At 73.6% G+C, this 14,041-nt stretch carries 15 protein-coding genes; all 15 read left to right on the top strand.

Going from position 1 to position 14,041, the window contains the following annotated elements:
• The first annotated feature begins 10 nt into the window (after nucleotides 1-10).
• The 15 genes from thrB to ACI789_RS08500 all read left to right on the top strand — a co-directional run bounded on the left by thrB (nucleotide 11) and on the right by ACI789_RS08500 (nucleotide 13,993).
• Nucleotides 11-913 carry a homoserine kinase gene (gene thrB / locus ACI789_RS08430; protein WP_457007970.1) on the top strand — a complete coding sequence of 301 codons (903 nt, stop codon included), beginning with the start codon at nucleotides 11-13 and terminating at the stop codon, nucleotides 911-913.
• 248 nt (nucleotides 914-1,161) lie between these two features.
• Entirely contained in the window at nucleotides 1,162-3,360 is a 2,199-nt protein-coding gene (gene rho, locus ACI789_RS08435; protein ID WP_457007972.1) for a transcription termination factor Rho, read from the top strand.
• A gap of 203 nt (nucleotides 3,361-3,563) precedes the next feature.
• Complete coding sequence (gene rpmE, locus ACI789_RS08440; RefSeq protein ID WP_456910714.1) at nucleotides 3,564-3,788, top strand: 50S ribosomal protein L31; 225 nt, start codon at nucleotides 3,564-3,566, stop codon at nucleotides 3,786-3,788.
• 110 nt (nucleotides 3,789-3,898) lie between these two features.
• Nucleotides 3,899-4,978: a peptide chain release factor 1 gene (gene prfA / locus ACI789_RS08445; RefSeq protein WP_457007974.1), complete on the top strand. Its 1,080-nt coding sequence runs from the start codon at nucleotides 3,899-3,901 to the stop codon at nucleotides 4,976-4,978.
• Between the two features lie 14 nt (nucleotides 4,979-4,992).
• Entirely contained in the window at nucleotides 4,993-5,835 is an 843-nt protein-coding gene (prmC, locus tag ACI789_RS08450) for a peptide chain release factor N(5)-glutamine methyltransferase (RefSeq protein WP_457008211.1), read from the top strand.
• Between the two features lie 14 nt (nucleotides 5,836-5,849).
• Nucleotides 5,850-6,491 (top strand): L-threonylcarbamoyladenylate synthase, encoded by a 642-nt coding sequence (locus tag ACI789_RS08455; RefSeq protein WP_457007976.1) that lies wholly within the window; start codon nucleotides 5,850-5,852, stop codon nucleotides 6,489-6,491.
• 162 nt (nucleotides 6,492-6,653) lie between these two features.
• The gene (locus tag ACI789_RS08460; RefSeq protein ID WP_456918509.1) at nucleotides 6,654-7,919 is read left to right on the top strand and encodes a glycosyltransferase family 4 protein; all 1,266 of its coding nucleotides are present in this window, start codon (nucleotides 6,654-6,656) and stop codon (nucleotides 7,917-7,919) included.
• Nucleotides 7,916-8,392 (top strand): hypothetical protein, encoded by a 477-nt coding sequence (locus ACI789_RS08465; RefSeq protein WP_457007978.1) that lies wholly within the window; start codon nucleotides 7,916-7,918, stop codon nucleotides 8,390-8,392. Before ACI789_RS08460 ends, ACI789_RS08465 begins: the two co-directional genes overlap by 4 nt.
• Before the next feature lie 119 nt (nucleotides 8,393-8,511).
• Nucleotides 8,512-8,736 carry a hypothetical protein gene (locus ACI789_RS08470; protein ID WP_456918511.1) on the top strand — a complete coding sequence of 75 codons (225 nt, stop codon included), beginning with the start codon at nucleotides 8,512-8,514 and terminating at the stop codon, nucleotides 8,734-8,736.
• Nucleotides 8,733-9,563, top strand: coding sequence for a F0F1 ATP synthase subunit A (gene atpB, locus ACI789_RS08475; protein ID WP_457007979.1), 831 nt, complete (start codon nucleotides 8,733-8,735; stop codon nucleotides 9,561-9,563). Before ACI789_RS08470 ends, atpB begins: the two co-directional genes overlap by 4 nt.
• A 65-nt stretch (nucleotides 9,564-9,628) precedes the next feature.
• Entirely contained in the window at nucleotides 9,629-9,868 is a 240-nt protein-coding gene (gene atpE, locus ACI789_RS08480) for an ATP synthase F0 subunit C (RefSeq protein ID WP_091445776.1), read from the top strand.
• A 44-nt stretch (nucleotides 9,869-9,912) separates the two neighbouring features.
• Nucleotides 9,913-10,491 carry a F0F1 ATP synthase subunit B gene (locus ACI789_RS08485; RefSeq protein ID WP_457007980.1) on the top strand — a complete coding sequence of 193 codons (579 nt, stop codon included), beginning with the start codon at nucleotides 9,913-9,915 and terminating at the stop codon, nucleotides 10,489-10,491.
• Nucleotides 10,491-11,309, top strand: coding sequence for a F0F1 ATP synthase subunit delta (locus ACI789_RS08490; protein WP_457007982.1), 819 nt, complete (start codon nucleotides 10,491-10,493; stop codon nucleotides 11,307-11,309). The genes ACI789_RS08485 and ACI789_RS08490 overlap by 1 nt, the downstream gene beginning before the upstream one ends.
• A 75-nt stretch (nucleotides 11,310-11,384) precedes the next feature.
• Complete coding sequence (atpA, locus tag ACI789_RS08495; protein WP_457007984.1) at nucleotides 11,385-13,019, top strand: F0F1 ATP synthase subunit alpha; 1,635 nt, start codon at nucleotides 11,385-11,387, stop codon at nucleotides 13,017-13,019.
• A gap of 2 nt (nucleotides 13,020-13,021) precedes the next feature.
• Nucleotides 13,022-13,993, top strand: coding sequence for a F0F1 ATP synthase subunit gamma (locus ACI789_RS08500; RefSeq protein WP_457007986.1), 972 nt, complete (start codon nucleotides 13,022-13,024; stop codon nucleotides 13,991-13,993).
• Nucleotides 13,994-14,041: the final 48 nt, after the last annotated feature.

A 14,041-nucleotide genomic window follows, 5' to 3' on the forward strand; every position in this document is an offset into this window, starting at 1 on the left:
CGCTCCGGCCGTGCGGGTGCGCGTGCCGGCGACCAGCGCCAACCTCGGCCCCGCGTTCGACTGCGCCGGTCTCGCGCTGGCCCGCCACGACGTGCTCGAGTTCGCCGTCGAGCCGGCCGGGCTGACCGTCGAGGTCTCCGGTGTCGGGGCCGGTGAGCTGCCCACCGACGAGTCGCACCTGGTCGTCCGCGCCTTCCGCGCGGCCTGCGCCGAGCTGGGCTGGACGCCGTCGGGGCTGCGGGTCAGCGCCGGGAACGGCATCCCGCAGGGGCGGGGGATGGGCTCGTCGGCGGCGGCGGTCGTGGCCGGCGTGCTGGGCGCGTGGGCGCTGTGCCCGGAGGTCGACGCGGTCGACGACGCCGCCGTACTGCGGCTGACCACCGAGCTGGAGGGGCACCCCGACAACGTGGCCGCCTGCCTGCTGGGCGGGGCGACGCTGTCGTGGATGACGTCGACCGGGGCGCGCGCCGAGCGGCTCGAGGTGCACCCGGACGTCGTCCCGGTGCTGTTCGTGCCGGACGCGACCCTGTCGACGCACGTCGCGCGCGGGCTGCTGCCCGACGTCGTCCCGCACGCCGACGCGGCGTTCACCGCCGGCCGGGCCGCGTTGCTGGTGCACGCGCTGACGACCGCGCCTGCGCTGCTGCGCGAGGCGACCGAGGACCGGCTGCACCAGCGACAGCGGGCCGCGGCGATGCCCGCGTCGATCGACCTGGTGGACCGGCTGCGGGCGGCCGGCCACGCCGCCGTCGTCTCCGGGGCCGGACCGACCGTCCTCGTGCTCGCGCACGGCCCGGCCGACGCCGCCGGGGTGGGGAATCTCACCCCGTCGGGGTGGACGGGGCTGGCCCTCGACGTCGACCGGACCGGTGCGTGCGTGCTCGCAGGTCAGCCTCAGGTATCTTCTCGGTAACGAGGAACACACCCGTGTCGGACGGTGTTGTCGTGTCCGTGAGCGCGGTTTAGGCTCACCGACGTAGCCGCCCAGTAGGGCGAGCCTCGCGCGGGGCGATGCAGACGATCTCATTCCGTCGCCGCAGATACCGCCTCGCACCCACTGGATCCCGTTCTTCTCGCTGCCCAGGTTGCGGACAGCGGCGGGAGGAACCGGGTCACCCCCTGCGCTGCTAGGCGCAGGTCTCCGCAGGGAAGGACCTGTACGTGAGCGAGACCACCGACCTCGTCACCCCGCCGAGCGCGGGAGACGACGAGGCACCTGCCGCTTCTGGGACGACGGGACGGACCCGTCGCCGCGGCAGCGGGCTGTCCGGCATGCTGCTGCCCGAGTTGCAGCGGCTGGCGGCCGAGCTCGGCATCTCCGGCACCGGCCGGATGCGCAAGGGCGACCTGGTCGCCGCCATCTCCGCCCGCCAGACGGGCGGCGGCTCGGAGACCTCCGCCCCGGCCAGCGCGCCCGCGCCGCGCAGCGAGGCCCGCGGCGCCGACTCCGGCCCCGCCACCACGGCTGCGCCGCTCGAGGCCCCGGTCACCGGCGGCGCGAACAGCGGCCCCCTGACCCCCGCGGCCGACGCCCCCGCCGAGGCCGCGCCCCGGCGTCGCCGTGCGGCGAGCCGCCCGGCCGGCGCGCCTGCGGGCGAGACCGCCGCCCCGGCCGTCGAGGCGACCCCCAGCACCCCCGAGCCGCGCACCGAGGCGCCTGCCGCCGACACGGCCGCGGCCCCCGCCCCGGCCCGCGAGAAGACCGACGGCGACCGCACCGACGGCGACCGCACCGACGGTGACCGGGCCGACGGCGACCGCCCGCAGCGCAGCCGCGAGCGCGGCGGCCGCAACCGCGACCGCACGGAGCGCACCGAGCGCACCGACCGCACGGAGCGCACCGACCGGGACGGCAACCGCGACGGCGACCGCGCCGAGCGGGGCACCCGCGACGGCGACCGCACCCGCAGCGACCGGGACGGCGACCGCGCCCGCACCGACCGGGACGGCGACCGCGCCCGCACCGACCGCGACGGTGACCGCACCCGCGGCGACCGGGACGGCAACCGCGGTCCCGAGCGCGGCGACCGGAGCGGCCGGCCGGACAACCGCAACGACAACCGCGGCCGGGGCGACGACAACCGCACCGACAACCGCAACGACGAGGACGACGACGACTTCGAGGGCGGCCGCGGCCGCCGCGGGCGCCGTTACCGGGACCGCAACCGCCGCGGCAACGGCCGCGACCGGTTCGAGCCGAACGAGCCCACCATCAGCGAGGACGACGTCCTGCTGCCGGTGGCCGGCATCCTCGACGTCCTGGACAACTACGCGTTCGTCCGGACGTCGGGCTACCTGACCGGGCCCAACGACGTGTACGTGTCCCTGTCGCAGGTGCGCCGCTACGGCCTGCGCCGCGGTGACGCCATCACCGGCGCCGTCCGGCAGCCGCGCGAGGGCGAGCGCAAGGACAAGTACAACGCGCTGGTCCGGCTCGACACCGTCAACGGCCTCGACCCCGAGCAGGCGCGGCAGCGTCCGGAGTTCACCAAGCTGACCCCGCTCTACCCGCAGCAGCGGCTGCGGCTCGAGACCGAGCCGCACCAGCTGACCACCCGGGTCATCGACCTGGTCATGCCGATCGGCAAGGGGCAGCGCGCGCTGATCGTCAGCCCGCCCAAGGCCGGCAAGACGATGGTGCTGCAGGCGATCGCCAACGCGATCACCGCCAACAACCCCGAGTGCCACCTCATGGTCGTCCTCGTCGACGAGCGGCCCGAGGAGGTCACCGACATGCAGCGCTCGGTGAAGGGCGAAGTCATCGCCTCGACCTTCGACCGGCCGCCGTCGGACCACACCACGGTCGCGGAGCTGTCCATCGAGCGGGCCAAGCGCCTGGTCGAGATGGGCCACGACGTCGTCGTCCTGCTGGACTCGATCACCCGCCTGGGCCGCGCCTACAACCTGGCGGCCCCCGCCAGCGGGCGCATCCTCTCCGGTGGTGTCGACTCCACGGCGCTCTACCCGCCCAAGCGATTCCTCGGCGCCGCCCGCAACATCGAGAACGGCGGCTCGCTGACCATCATCGCCTCGGCGCTGGTGGAGACCGGCTCCACGATGGACACGGTCATCTTCGAGGAGTTCAAGGGCACCGGGAACGCGGAGATCAAGCTCGACCGCCGGCTGGCGGACAAGCGGGTCTTCCCGGCCGTCGACGTCAACGCGTCGGGCACGCGCAAGGAGGAGATCCTCATGTCGCCCGACGAGCTGGCCATCGTCATCAAGCTGCGCCGGGTGCTCGCCGCGCTGGAGCCCCAGCAGGCTCTCGAGCTGCTGCTGGACAAGCTCAAGAAGACGCGGAACAACATCGAGTTCCTCATGCAGATCCAGAAGACGACCCTCGGCCCCGAGCGCGACTGAGGAAGGACCCCGCTGCCCCCACCGCTCGCACGCTCGCGGCGGGACCCTGCAGCGGGGCCGTTCCAGCACGTCACCAGGGCCGCCGCCGGCGGGGCTCGGTCATCAGGGATACTGAGCGACTGAGCCCCGCTGCGCGGCCGGAATGCCCGGCCGGCCGCCGGCGTTCGACAGACCAGTACGGCACAGACCCCGGAAGAGGCGAGATGAAGCCCGGAATCCACCCCGACTACCACACCACCACGGTGACCTGTGGCTGCGGGAACACCTTCACCACCCGCAGCACGGCCCCCGGTGGCCAGCTGACCGTCGAGACCTGCTCCGCCTGCCACCCGTTCTACACGGGCAAGCAGCGGATCCTGGACACCGGCGGTCGCGTCGCCCGCTTCGAGAAGCGGTTCGGCAAGCGCAACGCCACCGCCGGCAAGTAGTCCCCCCGACGGCGCCCGTCCCACTCCCGTGGGGCGGGCGCCGTCGTCGTGTCCGCCCCGCCCACCACCGTCGGTTTTCGCGGAAACCGCCCTCTCCCGGAGTTCCCCCGTTGAGCAGCCCCACCGAGACCGCGCCCGATCGCCTGACCGGGCTGCTGGCCGAGCACGCGGCCCTGGAGGCCGAGCTCGCCGACCCGGCCGTCCACGCCGACGCCGCCCGCGCCCGCCGGCTCGGCCGGCGCTACGCCCAGCTGGCCCCGCTGGTCGAGACCAAGCGCGCCCTGGACGCGGTCCGTGACGACCTCGCCGCCGCCCGGGAGCTCGCCGCCGAGGACCCGTCCTTCCGCGCCGAGGCCGAGGCGATGGAGCAGCGGATCCCGGAGCTGGAGGACCGGCTGCGCGAGCTGCTGCTGCCCAAGGACCCCGACGACGACAAGGACGTCATCCTCGAGATCAAGGCGGGGGAGGGGGGCGCGGAGTCGGCACTCTTCGCCGGCGACCTGCTGCGCATGTACCTGCGCTACGCCGAGCGGCGGGGCTGGTCGGCCGAGGTGATCGACGCCGTCGAGGCCGATCTAGGCGGCTACAAGGACGTCTCGGTCGCCATCAAGTCCCGCACGGACGAGGGCATCTGGTCGCGGCTGAAGTTCGAGGGCGGCGTGCACCGGGTCCAGCGGGTGCCGGTCACCGAGAGCCAGGGCCGCATCCACACCTCCGCCGCCGGCGTCCTCGTGCTGCCCGAGGCCGAGGAGGTCGACGTCACCGTCGACCCGAACGACCTGCGCATCGACGTGTTCCGGTCCAGCGGTCCCGGCGGGCAGAGCGTGAACACCACCGACTCCGCCGTCCGGATCACCCACCTGCCCACCGGCATCGTGGTCAGCTGCCAGAACGAGAAGAGCCAGCTGCAGAACCGGGAGTCCGCGCTGCGGATCCTGCGCTCGCGGCTGCTCGCCGCCGCCCGCGAGGAGGCCGCCGCCGCGGCCAGCGACCAGCGGCGCAGCCAGGTCCGCACCGTCGACCGCAGCGAGCGGGTGCGCACCTACAACTTCCCGGAGAACCGGATCAGCGACCACCGGGTCGGCTTCAAGGCGCACAACCTCGACCAGGTGCTCGACGGGGAACTCGACCCGGTCATCGACGCGCTGACCCGCGCGCACACCGCCGAGCTCCTGGCGGCCGGCTCCTGAACCCCCGCACGCTCCTGGCCGACGCCGTCCGCCGGCTCGCCGACGCCGGAGTCGAGTCACCGCGGGTGGACGCCGAGCTGCTGCTGGCGCACGTGCTGGGCGTGACCCGCACCGGCCTGCTGACCCTCGGCGACGTCCCCGCCGACGCGACCGGGCGCTTCGCCGGCCTGCTCGACCAGCGGGCCTCCCGCGTGCCCCTGCAGCACCTCACCGGGCGCGCCCCGTTCCGGCACCTGGAGCTCGCCGTCGGCCCGGGGGTGTTCGTGCCCCGGCCGGAGACCGAGCAGCTCGTCGAGTGGGCCCTGGACCGCGTGGCCGGGACCCCCGAGCCCGTCGTCGTCGACCTGGGCAGCGGGTCGGGCGCCATCGCGCTGTCGATCGCGCACGAGCACCCCGGCGCCCGCGTCACCGCCGTCGAGCGGGACGCCGGCGCCATCGAGTGGACCCGCCACAACGCCGCCGTCCGGGCCGCCGCGGGGGACACCCCGGTCGAGGTGCTCCCCGGCGACATGACCGACCCCGGTCCGCTGACCGCGCTCGACGGCGCGGTGGACCTCGTCGTCTCCAACCCGCCCTACGTGCCCGACGGCGCCCGCGTGCCCCGCGAGGTCGCCGACCACGACCCGCCGCTGGCCCTGTGGGGCGGACCCGACGGGCTGGACGTCGTCCGCGGCCTGCTGGTGACCGCCGCCCGGCTGCTGCGACCCGGCGGGTGGATCGGCATCGAGCACGCCGACGAGCAGGGGACCGCGCTGCCGGCCGTCGTCCGGGCGAACGGCGGCTTCACCGACGTCACCGACCATCCCGACCTGGCCGGTCGTCCCCGGTTCACCACCGCCCGCCGCGCGGCGGGATGACAGACTCCGGTCCCGTGGCCGACCTCTACGACTGCACCGACCCCGAGGCCCGCGCGGCCGGGCTGGACGCCGCGGTGACGGCGATCGGCGCCGGCGAGCTGGTGCTGCTGCCCACCGACACGGTCTACGGCGTGGCGGCCGACGCGTTCACGCCGGCGGCGGTCACCCGGCTGCTCGCGGCGAAGAACCGCGGCCGGACGATGCCCGTGCCCGTGCTCATCGGGGAGGCGTCCACGCTGGCCGGCCTCACCAACCGCGTGCCGGACGTCGCCACGCGGCTGGCCGAGGCGTTCTGGCCCGGCGGGCTGACCCTCGTGGTCGAGCACGCGTCCTCGCTGGCCTGGGACCTGGGGGACGCCGAGGGCACCGTCGCCGTCCGGCTGCCCGCCGACGACATCACCCGTGACCTGCTGCGCCGCACCGGGCCGCTGGCGGTCTCCAGCGCCAACCGCTCGGGCCGGCCGGCCGCCACCAGCGCCGAGCAGGCCGTCGCGCAGCTGGGCCTGCACGCGGCGGTGGTCCTCGACGGCGGGCCGCGAGACTCCTCGGCGGCCAGCACCATCGTCGACTGCACCGGCCCGACGCCCCGGGTGCTGCGCATCGGCGCGATCCCCGTCGACCGGCTCCGCGAGGTCGTGCCCGAGCTCACCGACTGAGGACGGGGCCGGGCAGCACGGCCGTCCGGCTGGACGGCCGTCCGGAGGGATACCGTGGGACGACCGTCCGTCGCCGATCCCGCCGGGAGACCTGCCGCCATGAGCACCCCCTCCTGGGCCCGCGGCCGGGCGGCGGGCCGTGCGCCCGGGACCCTCTGACCGATGCGCGAGTACGTCGTCGTCCTGCTCACCGCCGGGCTGGTCACCTTCCTGGCCACCCCGGTGGTGCGGGTGGCGGCGGTCCGGCTGCGGATGATGGCCGCGCCGCGCGAGCGGGACGTGCACGTGATCCCCACCCCCCGCGGCGGGGGAGTGGCGATGTACCTCGGCGTGGCCGCGGCGATCCTGGTCGCCACCCGCCTGCCGGCGCTGCAGCGGACCTTCGAGGACTCGCAGACCGCAGCCGTCCTGGTGGCCGGCGGGCTCATCTGCGCCCTCGGCGTCCTCGACGACAAGTTCGGCCTCGACGCGCTGACCAAGCTCACCGGTCAGATCGCCGCGGCCGGCGTGATGGTGCTGCTCGGCGTCCAGCTGGTGTTCGTCTTCCTCCCGGTCGCCGACATCGGGACGCTCTCCCTCGGCCCCGACATCGGCGTCCCGCTGACCATCCTGCTGACCGTCCTCACGGTCAACGCGCTGAACTTCATCGACGGCCTCGACGGCCTGGCGGCGGGCGTCTCGGCGGTCGCCGCGCTGGCCTTCTTCGCCTACAGCTACAACCTCGGCCTGGTCGGCTACGACGAGGTCGCCAGCGCCCCGGCGCTGATCACCGCCGTGCTCGCCGGCGCCTGCCTGGGGTTCCTGCCGCACAACTTCAGCCCCGCGCGGATCTTCATGGGCGACTCGGGCTCGATGCTGGTCGGGCTGATGCTCTCGGCGGCGGCGGTCTCCGCGACCGGCCGGGTGGACCCGCAGTCGTTCGACTCCGCGGCGAGCCTGCTGCCGCTCGCCCTGCCCCTGCTGGTGCCGATCGCGGTGCTCTCGATCCCGTTCATCGACCTGGTGATGGCCGTGATCCGGCGCACCCGGCGCGGGCAGTCGCCGTTCTCGCCGGACAAGATGCACCTGCACCACCGGCTGCTCGCGATCGGCCACTCGCACCGGCGCGCGGTGCTCGTCATGTACTTCTGGGCGGCGCTGCTGTCCTTCGGCGCGGTGACGCTGTCGATCACCGGCGGCACGGCCGAGCTGCTGGTCGCCATCGGCGTCCTGCTGGTCGTCGGCGTCGTCGTCGTCCTCAGCCCGCGGGCCCGCCGGGCCGCACGCGAGGCGCGGGCCGCCGAGCTCGCCGCGCAGCGCGAGCGCAGCCGCGCCGCCCACCCCACCGCGCGGGCCCTCCGCGCCACCACCAGCGAGCCCGGCCGGTTCCCGGACGAGGGCGCCGAGCCGTCCCCGCGGGCGGCCGGGGCCGGGCAGGGAGTCCGATGACGCAGTCCACACCCCAGCGCGAGATCCCCTGGGACCTCTCCTTCCTCCGGGTGGGGGGTCTGGTCACCGCCGCGCTCACCGCCGTCGCCGCCCCGCTCGCGGCGCTCCTCGGCGGTGCGGACGACGCCTTCGCGGTGCTGGTCGGAGCGGCCGTGGTGACGGCGTTCTTCGCCGCGTCGGGCCTCGTCATCGCCTGGGCCGGCCGCCACGGCGACGCGTTCACCCTCCCGGCGGCGCTGGGTTCCTTCTTCGTGAAGGTGCTGGTCCTGGCCGTGGTCCTGGAGTCCCTGCCGGCCGACGGCTGGGTCGACCGGCGCACCCTGGCGTGGACGGTGATCGCCGGTGCGCTGCTGTGGAGCGTCGTCCAGCAGCGGTGGGTCTGGACCCGTCGGATCTACTACGTCCAGCCCCCCGCGCCGCCCCCGACCGGGGGAACTCCCAGTCCGCCGGAGAGGCCCGCGACACGCGGCTGATAGTGTCCGCAGCGATGGCCGAGGACAGCTCCTCTCGCGGGGGTTCTCGACCCCGACCTGCAACGCCCACCGACCGTCAGCCCAGCGGGGCCGACATCGGCTGGGGGATCACCGGGACGATGCTCTCCGGGATCATCGTGTGGGGCGGGGCCGGGTTGCTGCTCGACCGCTGGTGGGGCACGCGCTTCGTCGCCCTGATCGGCGTCCTCCTCGGCCTCACGGTGGCCATCTACCTGGTGGTCGTCAAGTACGGCGCCGTGCCCCCGGCTGAGGAGGCCCGGCGCACCGGCTCCACCCGGGGCGGGCGACGCAGCCCGACCAGGACGCAGAAGGGACAACGGTGACCTCCAGCGCCCTCGCGCTCGTCGACGTGCTCGCCGCCGCCGAAGGTGGTGGGGAAGGCGGATTCCAGGCTCCGACCATCGCGGAGTTCTACCCGGAGCCGCTGGCCTCGTTCTCCCTCCTGGGGATCGACTTCGAGATCACCCGCATCACGATCCTCCTGTGGATCGCCACCCTGGCGATGCTCGCGCTGCTGGTCGCATCCGTGCGCAAGCCCTCGATCGTGCCCGGCAAGCTGCAGTGGCTCGGTGAGAGCGGCTACTCGCTCATCCGCGACGGCATGGCCCGCGACGTCATCGGCCCGAAGGGCCTGCCGTTCGCGCCGTTCCTCGGGGCGCTGTTCTTCTTCATCCTCGCGAACAACGCGATGAGCATCATCCCGTTCGCACAGATCTCGCCGATGTCGAAGTTCGGGTTCCCGCTGGTCCTCGCGGTGATCGTCTGGGTGCTCTACAACTGGATCGGCATCCGCGAGCAGGGCCTGGGCCGGTACCTCAAGGACGCCGCGATCCCGCCCGGCGTGCCGATCGGCGCGCTGATCCTGGTCACGCCGATCGAGCTGCTCCAGGTGTTCATCATCCGGCCGTTCACCCTGGCCGTGCGGCTCTTCGCGAACATGTTCGCCGGCCACATGCTGCTCGTCGTCTTCTCGCTCGGGGCGGTCTACCTGTTCACCGCGGGCGGCATCTACCCGATCTTCGGGGCCGCCTCGTTCGTCATGGCCATCATCATGACCTTCTTCGAGCTGCTGGTGATCGTGCTGCAGGCCTACGTCTTCACCGTGCTCACGGCGACCTACCTCAACGGCGCCGTCGAGCCCGCTCACTGACCGCTCCACCCCCAAGCCAGCCGCCCGGAGACCCGGGCGACCGACACAGGAGGAACCACCCCGCAATGGACGTTCTCGCAGAGCTCGTCGGCAGCATCGGCTCGGTCGGCTACGGTCTCGCCGCCATCGGCCCGGGTATCGGCGTCGGCATCGTCTGGGCCGCCTACATCCAGGCCACCGCCCGGCAGCCCGAGTCCGCCGGCCTGACCCGTACCTACGCCTTCCTCGGCGCCGCCCTCTCCGAGGCGCTCGCGCTGATCGGCCTGGTCGTCCCCTTCATCTTCGGGCCCGGCAACGCCGGCTGACCCGTTCCCTCCAGGTCGGACCCATCTGACGTAGGGACACACTCATGAGCATCCAGGCTGCGGAGGCGCACAACCCGCTGCTCCCGCCTGTGGGCGAGATCGTCATCGGGCTGATCGCCTTCGCGATCGTCTTCTTCGTGTTCGCGAAGTTCGTCGCGCCGCGCTTCGAGCAGGTCTTCCGGGCCCGCCGTGAGGCCATCGAGGGCGGCATCGAGCGGGCCGAGGCGATGCAGGCGGAGGCGAAGGCGGCGCTGGACCAGTACCGCGCCCAGCTCGCCGAGGCCCGGACCGAGGCGGCGCAGATCCGCGACCAGGCCCGGGCCGAGGGGCAGCAGATCCTCGAGGAGCTGCGCGCGCAGGCCCAGCAGGAGTCGGCCCGGATCCTCGCCCGCGGCGAGGAGCAGCTGGCCGCCTCCCGCCAGCAGGTGGTCAACGAGCTGCGGGGCCACATCGGCGCCCTGGCGGTCGACCTCGCCGGCCGGGTGGTCGGCGAGTCGCTCGAGGACCAGGCCCGCCGCAGCGGCACCGTCGACCGGTTCCTCGACCAGCTCGACGGCATGGCCGCCGGTTCCCCGAACGGCCGCAGCGGCGCCTCGGTGTACACCCCGGAGGGCAACCGCTGATGGACGCCTCCAGCCGCGCAGCGCTCGCGCAGGCGCGGGAGCGCCTCGAGGAGCGCTCCCGCGGCGCGGCCGGCACCGCCCTGCTGAGCCTGGCGGACGAGCTGTTCGCGGTCGCCCGCCTGCTCGACGGCCAGATCGCGCTGCGCCGGGCGCTGTCGGACCCGTCGGCCAAGCCGGCCGACCGGGCCGGCCTGGCCCGTCGGGTCCTGACCGGCCGGGTGTCGGAGGCCGCCGTCGACCTGGTCGAGACCGTGGCCGGCCTGCGCTGGTCGCGGCCGCTGGACCTGGTGGAGGCGACCGAGACGCTGGGCACCGAGGCCGCCCTCGACGCCGCCGCTGCCCGCGGTGAGCTCGACGGGGTCGAGGACGAGCTGTTCCGGTTCGGCCGGATCGTCGCCGGGGACCCGGAGCTCTCCCGGATCCTCAGCGACCGCGCCGCCCCGGCGTCCGGCAAGACGGCCCTGCTGGACCGGCTGGTCTCCGGCCGGGTCAGCCCCGTCACCGCGCTGCTGCTCCGGAACCAGCTGACCGGCCGGTACGTCGGTGCTGCCGAGAACGTCGTCGAGCGGCTCTCCGAGGCGGCCTCCCGTCGGCGGGGCCGCTCGGTCGCGCGGGTGACCACGGCCCTGCCGCTGACCCCGGCCCAGGAACGCCGGCTGACCGACGTGCTCAGCCGTCTCTACGGCCGGGCGATCGGGCTGCAGGTCACCGTGGACCCCGACGTCCTCGGCGGCCTGGTCATCCGCGTCGGTGACGAGGTCATCGACGGCAGCATCGCCCACCGTCTCGAGGCCGCCGGGCGGCGGCTGGTCGGCTGACGCCGGCCGCCTGAGCACCCGAGCCCCAGTCCAGCAGTCAGACACCACCCCAGCAGGGAAGAGGACGAGAGCCCCATGGCCGAGCTGACGATCTCCGCAGACGAGATCCGCAGTGCCATCCAGAACTACGTCACCGAGTTCGCCCCGGACGTGTCGCGGGAGGAGGTCGGGATCGTCACCGAGGCCGGTGACGGCATCGCGCGGGTCGAGGGGCTGCCCTCGGTCATGACCAACGAGCTGCTCGAGTTCGAGAGCGGCGTCCGCGGCCTGGCCCTGAACCTGGACGTGCGCGAGGTCGGCGTCGTCATCCTGGGTGACTTCTCCGGCATCGAGGAGGGCCAGCAGGTCCGCCGCACCGGCGAGGTCCTCTCCGTCCCGGTCGGCGACGGCTACCTCGGCCGCGTCGTCGACCCGCTGGGCAACCCGATCGACGGTGCCGGCCCGATCGCCACCACCGGCCGCCGGGCCCTGGAGCTGCAGGCCCCGACCGTCGTCCAGCGCAAGTCGGTGCACGAGCCGCTGCAGACCGGCATCAAGGCCATCGACGCGATGACCCCGATCGGCCGCGGCCAGCGCCAGCTGATCATCGGTGACCGGCAGACCGGCAAGACCGCGATCGCGATCGACGCCATCATCAACCAGAAGCAGAACTGGGCGACCGGCGACCCGACCCAGCAGGTCCGCTGCATCTACGTGGCGGTGGGCCAGAAGGGCTCGACGATCGCCTCCATCCGCTCCGCCCTCGAGGACGCGGGCGCGATGGAGTACACGACCATCGTCGCCGCCCCGGCGTCGGAGGCCGCGGGCTTCAAGTACATCGCCCCCTACACCGGCTCGGCCATCGGTCAGCACTGGATGTACGAGGGCAAGCACGTCCTGATCGTGTTCGACGACCTGTCCAAGCAGGCCGAGGCCTACCGCGCGGTCTCCCTGCTGCTGCGGCGTCCGCCGGGCCGCGAGGCATACCCCGGCGACGTCTTCTACCTCCACTCCCGGCTGCTCGAGCGCTGCGCGAAGCTGTCCGACGAGATGGGCGCGGGCTCGATGACCGGCCTGCCGCTGATCGAGACCAAGGGCAACGACGTGTCGGCGTACATCCCGACCAACGTCATCTCGATCACCGACGGGCAGATCTTCCTCGAGACGGGTCTGTTCAACTCCGGTGTCCGCCCGGCCATCAACGTCGGCATCTCGGTGTCGCGCGTCGGCGGCTCGGCGCAGATCAAGGCGATGAAGTCCGTCGCCGGCCGACTGCGCCTGGACCTGGCCCAGTACCGCGAGCTCGAGGCGTTCGCCTCGTTCTCCTCGGACCTGGACGCCTCCAGCCGGGCGACCCTCGAGCGTGGCCAGCGCCTGGTGGAGCTGCTCAAGCAGGGTCAGTACGAGCCATACCCGGTGGAGCGCGAGGTCGTCTCCATCTGGCTGGGCACCACCGGCAAGCTCGACCGCGTGCCGGTGCCGGAGGTCCGCCGCTTCGAGCGGGAGTTCCTCGACTACATCGGCCGGGGCAACAACGGCATCTACGACGAGATCCGGCAGTCCCGGGCCCTCGGCGACGACGCCGTCCGCAGCCTCGAGGGCGCGGTCGAGGAGTTCTACGGCCAGTTCCAGACCTCCGAGGGCGGCACCCTGCTCAACGAGCCCGAGGCCGAGGCCATGGACGCGTCCGAGCGTGGCCAGGAGCGCGTCCAGGTCAAGCGGAGCGCCTGACCGTGGCCGGCAACCTCCGTGCGCTGCGGCGCCGGATCCGCTCCACGCAGTCGACGAAGAAGATCTTCTCGGCACAGGAGCTGATCGCCGGCGCCCGCATCGTGCGCGCCCAGGCCCGGGTGGAGGCCTCCAAGCCCTACGCCCGGGAGATCACCCGGGTGCTCTCGGCGCTGGCGTCCTCGGCGTCGCTGGACCACCCGCTGCTCACCGAGCGGCAGAACCCGCGTCGCGCGGCGGTCCTCGTGATCACCTCCGACCGCGGGTTCGCCGGCTCGTACAACGTCAACGTGCTGCGCCGCACCGAGGAGCTGCTCTCGCTGCTGCGGCAGGAGGGCAAGGACCCGGTCCTGTACGTGGTCGGCCGGAAGGGGGAGACCTACTACTCCTTCCGCAACCGCGAGATGGCCGACACCTTCACCGGCTTCTCCGAGCAGCCGAACTTCGTCGACGCGCAGCGGGTCGGTGAGGCGCTCATCGACGCCTTCACCGCTGGCGAGGACGACGACGAGACCGGTGCGGGGGCCGACGGGATCCTCGGCGTGGACGAGCTGCACATCGTCTACACCGAGTTCCGCTCGCTGCTCTCGCAGGTCCCGGTCGCCAAGCGGATGGCCCCGCTGGAGGTCGAGGAGGTCGAGGAGTTCGACTACGAGCGGGAGGACCGCGAGGCCGGCCGGGCCGGCGACAACGGGGTGCCGACCTCCTACGAGTTCGAGCCCTCGGCCGACGTCCTGCTCGACGCGCTCCTGCCGAAGTACGTCAACGCCCGCATCTACGCGGCGATGCTCGAGGCCGCGGCCTCCGAGTCGGCGTCCCGGCGGCGGGCGATGAAGTCGGCGTCGGACAACGCCGAGGAGCTGGCGAAGAACCTCGCCCGGCAGGCCAACCAGGCCCGCCAGGCGGAGATCACCCAGGAGATCAGCGAGATCGTCGGCGGCGCCGACGCGCTGGTGTCGGCCAACGCCGACGACTGACCCCTCCCCGCGCGGCGGGGACACAGAAGACGCGGAACCACACCCGAG

The sequence above is a fragment of the Geodermatophilus sp. SYSU D00965 genome, from assembly GCF_054050075.1.

What these genes read in the sequence shown, in the direction of transcription:
- rpmE (WP_456910714.1), top strand. Translation starts at nt 3,564, where the DNA reads ATGAAGCCCGGAATCCACCCCGACTACCACACCACCACGGTGACCTGT.
- ACI789_RS08460 (WP_456918509.1), top strand. Translation starts at nt 6,654, where the DNA reads ATGCGCGAGTACGTCGTCGTCCTGCTCACCGCCGGGCTGGTCACCTTC.
- ACI789_RS08465 (WP_457007978.1), top strand. Translation starts at nt 7,916, where the DNA reads ATGACGCAGTCCACACCCCAGCGCGAGATCCCCTGGGACCTCTCCTTC.
- ACI789_RS08470 (WP_456918511.1), top strand. Translation starts at nt 8,512, where the DNA reads ATGCTCTCCGGGATCATCGTGTGGGGCGGGGCCGGGTTGCTGCTCGAC.
- atpE (WP_091445776.1), top strand. Translation starts at nt 9,629, where the DNA reads ATGGACGTTCTCGCAGAGCTCGTCGGCAGCATCGGCTCGGTCGGCTAC.
- ACI789_RS08485 (WP_457007980.1), top strand. Translation starts at nt 9,913, where the DNA reads ATGAGCATCCAGGCTGCGGAGGCGCACAACCCGCTGCTCCCGCCTGTG.
- ACI789_RS08490 (WP_457007982.1), top strand. Translation starts at nt 10,491, where the DNA reads ATGGACGCCTCCAGCCGCGCAGCGCTCGCGCAGGCGCGGGAGCGCCTC.
- atpA (WP_457007984.1), top strand. Translation starts at nt 11,385, where the DNA reads ATGGCCGAGCTGACGATCTCCGCAGACGAGATCCGCAGTGCCATCCAG.